At 64.4% G+C, this 4,779-nt stretch carries 4 protein-coding genes and 1 pseudogene; 4 read left to right on the top strand and 1 reads right to left on the bottom strand.

The features are described 5' to 3' along the window. Nucleotides 1–343, bottom strand: a pseudogene (locus tag ENZ74_RS22300) (GMP synthase); the annotation flags it as partial. Between the two features lie 88 nt (nucleotides 344–431). Between ENZ74_RS22300 and ENZ74_RS22295 the strand changes: the two are divergent. The 4 genes from ENZ74_RS22295 to ENZ74_RS22280 all read left to right on the top strand — a co-directional run bounded on the left by ENZ74_RS22295 (nucleotide 432) and on the right by ENZ74_RS22280 (nucleotide 4,510). Then, on the top strand, nucleotides 432–1,079 hold the full coding sequence (locus ENZ74_RS22295; protein WP_063170128.1) for a hypothetical protein: 648 nt from the start codon (nucleotides 432–434) through the stop codon (nucleotides 1,077–1,079). A 31-nt stretch (nucleotides 1,080–1,110) separates the two neighbouring features. Then, nucleotides 1,111–1,845, top strand: coding sequence for a 16S rRNA (uracil(1498)-N(3))-methyltransferase (locus ENZ74_RS22290; RefSeq protein WP_013530342.1), 735 nt, complete (start codon nucleotides 1,111–1,113; stop codon nucleotides 1,843–1,845). Between the two features lie 144 nt (nucleotides 1,846–1,989). Continuing rightward, entirely contained in the window at nucleotides 1,990–3,363 is a 1,374-nt protein-coding gene (locus ENZ74_RS22285) for a glutamate--cysteine ligase (RefSeq protein ID WP_063170127.1), read from the top strand. Nucleotides 3,364–3,463: 100 nt separating this feature from the next. Next, nucleotides 3,464–4,510 carry a DUF937 domain-containing protein gene (locus ENZ74_RS22280; protein ID WP_024502320.1) on the top strand — a complete coding sequence of 349 codons (1,047 nt, stop codon included), beginning with the start codon at nucleotides 3,464–3,466 and terminating at the stop codon, nucleotides 4,508–4,510. Nucleotides 4,511–4,779 lie beyond the last annotated feature (269 nt).

The raw sequence follows: 4,779 nt of genomic DNA, 5'->3' as shown, positions 1-4,779 counted from the left end.
CGCCGTGCCAACCGAACTCATTGGCGCCGCCGATACGGTTCTCGCCACCAAAGGCACGAGCGACGAGCTGGCTGCCCAGGCAGATGCCGAGCACGGCGCGATCCTTGTCGGCAAAGTCGCGGGTCAGTTCGAGCAGTGCCGGGAAATAGGGATACTCATCGTCGGCCAGCGCATTCTGGCCCCCGCCGAGCACCACCATGGCATCATGCCCGGCCGCGTCATCCGGCAGGGGATCGCCCCTGTAAGGGAGACGCAGGTCGAGATCGGCGCCCGCTTCCGCAAGTGCTGCGCCGACCTGGCCGAGGCCGGTATTGTCGTAGTTCTGGACCACCAGCACCCGCATCGCAAAACCCTGCTGACATGAAAAAGCTGCGACGAGCGATATCATGCCGCTCGCATTGCAGCCAAGATGCGTGTCCGGAGAGAAAACTATGCCACTGCAGAACCGGGTCGATCCGTTCGGCGCCATCCATGCCGTGCCCGATCGCGGCATGTTCACCGGCAATCGCGGCATCATCCACGACCCCGAGACGAAGACGCTCAAGAAAAAGCGCTGGGCGCTTCAAGCCTGGATCATCTGCGTCTGCCAATTCCGAAATGTGCGGCGCGAACCGATGGGCCGCAACAGGAAGGGCGGTAAAGCGGGCTGGACCGAGCTGTTCTTCCTCGACGAGGTGACCGCACTGGCGGCCGGGCATCGCCCCTGCTTCTTTTGCCAGCGCGAACGGGCCAGGGATTTCGTCGGCCGCTTCGGCGAAGCCTTCGGCATCGCCGAACCGCGCGCGCCGATGGTCGACAAGCGGCTGCACAAGGAGCGGCTGGCGTCAGGCGGCAAGCCGCCGGTGATTGCGGTTGAAGACCTTGCCGGCCTGCCGGACGGCGTCGTGGTTGCGGATGGCGGCACTGTTTATGCCCTGCGTAGCGGCAAGGCACTGCGCTGGTCCTTTGCGGGATATGAGCACCCCAACGATTTCGACATGCTCAAAAGCAAGACACTCTCGCTACTGACGCCGGCCACGACGCTCTGCGTGCTGCGGCACGGCTTTCGGCCGGTGTGGCATCCGACCGCCGAGGCTTGACGCCGGCGGCCGGCTCGCTCATTCCTCGGCGATGCGCGCCAATTACAAAATGCAACGTCTGTTCGTGACCGACGATCTCGCGCCGGACATCGAATTCGAGGCCGGCCAACAGCAGAGCCACTATCTCCTGCATGTGCTGCGGCTTGGCGAAGGCGCCGAAATCCTGGTGTTCAATGGCCGCGACGGCGAGTGGTCGGCGGCCATATCGGCGAAGACGAAAAGGGCGGTGCGGCTGAAGGTGTCGGCGCTGCAGCGGCCGCAGCCGCCTCTGCCCGATCTCGTCTACTGCTTTGCGCCGCTGAAGCAGGGCCGGCTCGATTATCTCGTGCAGAAGGCGGTCGAGATGGGCGCCGGCATCCTGCAGCCGGTCATTACCCAGCACACGCAAGTGGCCAAGCCGTCGATCGATCGCCTGCGCGCCAATGTCGTCGAAGCCGCCGAGCAATGCGGCATCCTGGCGGTGCCTCAGGTGCGCGAAGCCGAAAAATTCGACCGCCTGTTGACCGGCTGGGACACAGAGCGACGGCTGATCTTCTGCGACGAGGATGCTTCGACCAACAATCCGCTGGCCGCGCTGCAGGCGGTCAAGGAAAAGAAGCTTGGGCTGCTGGTCGGGCCGGAGGGTGGCTTTTCCGACGACGAGCGCAAGATGCTGCGCGCCCTGCCCTTCGTCACCGCCATTCCGCTCGGCCCGCGTATCCTGCGCGCCGATACGGCGGCGGTGGCCGCATTCGCGGTGATGCAGGCAACGGTCGGAGACTGGTGAGACGTCATCCCTTGCAAGGGACGCAGAGTTCCAGCAACGTTCAATTCCTGTTGACCTGTGGCTCAGGATTTTTCGCTTGATCGTCTGCTGACATTTCGTCCATTTACCGCCGGCGGTCATCCGGCCGCCTCTGAGGGTACCATCATGGCGCGCGATACGACCGATTTCCGCCCGATCGAAGGTGTCGACGAACTCGTCGAGCACCTGGCCGAAGGCAACAAGCCGCGCGACAAATGGCGCATCGGCACCGAGCACGAGAAATTCCCCTTCTATGTCGACGGCAATGCACCGGTCCCCTATGGCGGCGAGCGCGGCATCCGCGCCATCCTCGAAGGCATGCAGGAAAAGCTCGGCTGGGACCCGATCGTCGATGACGGCCGCATCATCGGCCTGGTCGAACCGACCGGCCAGGGTGCGATTTCGCTGGAACCCGGCGGCCAGTTCGAGCTTTCCGGCGCACCGCTGGAGACGATCCACCAGACCTGCCGCGAGGGCAACGCCCATCTGGCGCAGGTGCGCGAGATCGCCGAGCCGATGGGCATCCGCTTCCTCGGCCTCGGCGGCAGCCCGAAATGGTCGCTTGCCGAGACGCCGAAAATGCCGAAATCGCGCTACGAGATCATGACGCGCTACATGCCCAAGGTCGGCACCAAGGGCCTCGACATGATGTACCGCACCTGCACGATCCAGGTGAATCTCGACTTCGAGAGCGAGGCCGACATGCGCCGCAAGATGCAGGTGTCGTTGAAGCTGCAGCCGCTGTCGACGGCCTTGTTCGCCAATTCGCCTTTCACCGAAAGCCACCCGAACGGCTTGCAGAGCTGGCGCGGCGACATTTGGCGTGACACCGACAACCAGCGCTCGGGCCTGCTCGAATTCTGCTTCTCGCCCGATTTCGGTTTCGCCGACTATGTCGAATGGGCGCTCGACGTGCCGATGTATTTCGTCATCCGCGACGGTCGCTATCACGACATGACCCACATCACCTTCCGCCAGTTCATGGCCGGGGCCGCGCGCAATGAAGTGCCGGACGGGCTGCCGACAATGGGCGACTGGGCGAACCATCTGTCAACGCTGTTCCCGGATGTGCGGCTGAAGCGCTTCCTCGAGATGCGCGGCGCCGATGGCGGGCCATGGCGGCGCATTTGCGCGCTGCCGGCCTTCTGGGTCGGATTGCTTTATGATGAGGCCGCACTCGATGCCGCCGAGGCGCTGACCTCGAGCTGGACGTATGAAGAAACGCTGGCGATGCGCAATGCCGTGCCGGAACAAGGCATCTCCGCACCCTTCCGCAACACCACGCTGCGCGAGATCGCGCGTGACGTGATGGTCATTTCCCGCATGGGACTGAAGAACCGTGGCAAGAAGAACCGCGACGGCTACGACGAGACCTCCTTCCTCAACACGTTGGACGAAGTGGTGGCGCGGGGCACCACCAGCGCCGAGGAGATGCTGTCGGCCTACCACACGCGCTGGGGCGGCTCGATCGAGCCGGTTTTCATGGAATACGCCTATTAACCCTCGGATTTGGCAAAGCTGACCGGCCGGCAAAAGTCGCTTCAATCGGAAGTGGAAACAAACTAGGCTTCTTCGGCGAGGATTTCCGGAGGAGACGCCGATGCCCACCTTGTTCGACATGCTGACGCAGGCCCAGAACGGCAATGGCATGCAGGCCCTTGCCCAGCAATACGGGCTTTCAATGCAGCAGACGCAAGCGGCGGTTGCCGCATTGCTGCCGGCCTTTTCGCAGGGGCTGCAACGCAACACCGCCGACCCCTATGGGCTCGGCGCCTTCATGACGGCGATGGCCAGCGGCCAGCACGCCAAGTATTTCGAGGACGCAACCCGGGCCTTCTCGCCGCAAGGCGTCGATGAGGGCAACGGCATTCTCGGGCACCTGTTCGGTTCGAAGGATCTGTCTCGCGCCGTGGCCAGCCAGGCGGCGCAAGCCAGCGGCGTCAATCAGCAGATCCTGCAGCAGATGCTGCCGGCGATCGCCTCGATGGTCATGGGCGGGCTGTTCAAGCAGACGGCAAACCAGATGCAGGCCGCCGGCGGTTTTGGCGGCGGCGGCAACAATCCGCTCGGCGAGATCATCGAGCAGATGATGCGGCAAGGCGGCGGCATGCAGGCCCCGGCGCCGCAGCCGCGCCAGGCGCCGCCGCCCCAGAACCCGATGGACAACCCGCTCGGCAAGGTGTTGCAGGACATGTTCGGCGGCGGCGCGGCTCAGCCACAGCCGCAAAGCCAGACGCAGCCGGCACCCAATCCCTACGGCGACAATCCGCTCGGCAAGGTGCTGCAGGACATGTTCGGCGGTGGCGCGCCTCAGCCGCAGCCGCAGGGGCGGGCGCAGCCGCAGCCCCAGCAGACGCAAAGCCCCTACGGAGACAATCCGCTGGGGAAAATCTTCGAGGAGATGCTGCGGCAAGGTGGCGGTGGCTTAGGCGGCATCCCCGGCGGACAGCCGGCGCCGCAACAGCCTCAAGCGCCCCCGCAACGTCAGGCACCGCAGCCACAGGCCAATCCGAGCGGCCGGCCGAAAAACCCGTTCGACGACCTGTTCGGCAAGATGTTCGAAACCGGCGCCCAGCAGCGTGATGACTACCAGAAGGGCGTGGAGACAATCTTCGACCAGTTTAAGCGGGACATGGACCGGCGGTAGGCGGTCTTCGCTGAGGGAGAAAGAGAAAAGCCCGGTCCTGGGAGGACCGGGCAGAGTGCAGGCGGGCCGGGGGGATCCGGCAGGGAGTGGGAGCCTGCATACTCGTCAGTCGCGTCGAACCCTGAAAAGGTTCACGGCAACCTAAACAACAAGCAACCGATCAGGCCACCTTGCGAGCGAAATCCTCGATCGTTTCGATGCGATCACTGGCGATCTCGCGCAGCATCGCCGTCGGGTCGCGGCCAAACGGCACGTCGATAGCGACATGC

Origin of the sequence: Mesorhizobium sp. M7A.F.Ca.CA.002.15.2.1 (assembly GCF_003998715.1) — a bacterium.
Taxonomy (GTDB): Bacteria; Pseudomonadota; Alphaproteobacteria; order Rhizobiales; family Rhizobiaceae; genus Mesorhizobium; species Mesorhizobium ciceri.
The sequence above is the reverse complement of the archived record's forward strand: the minus strand, read 5'-3'. Positions and strand labels throughout refer to the sequence as shown.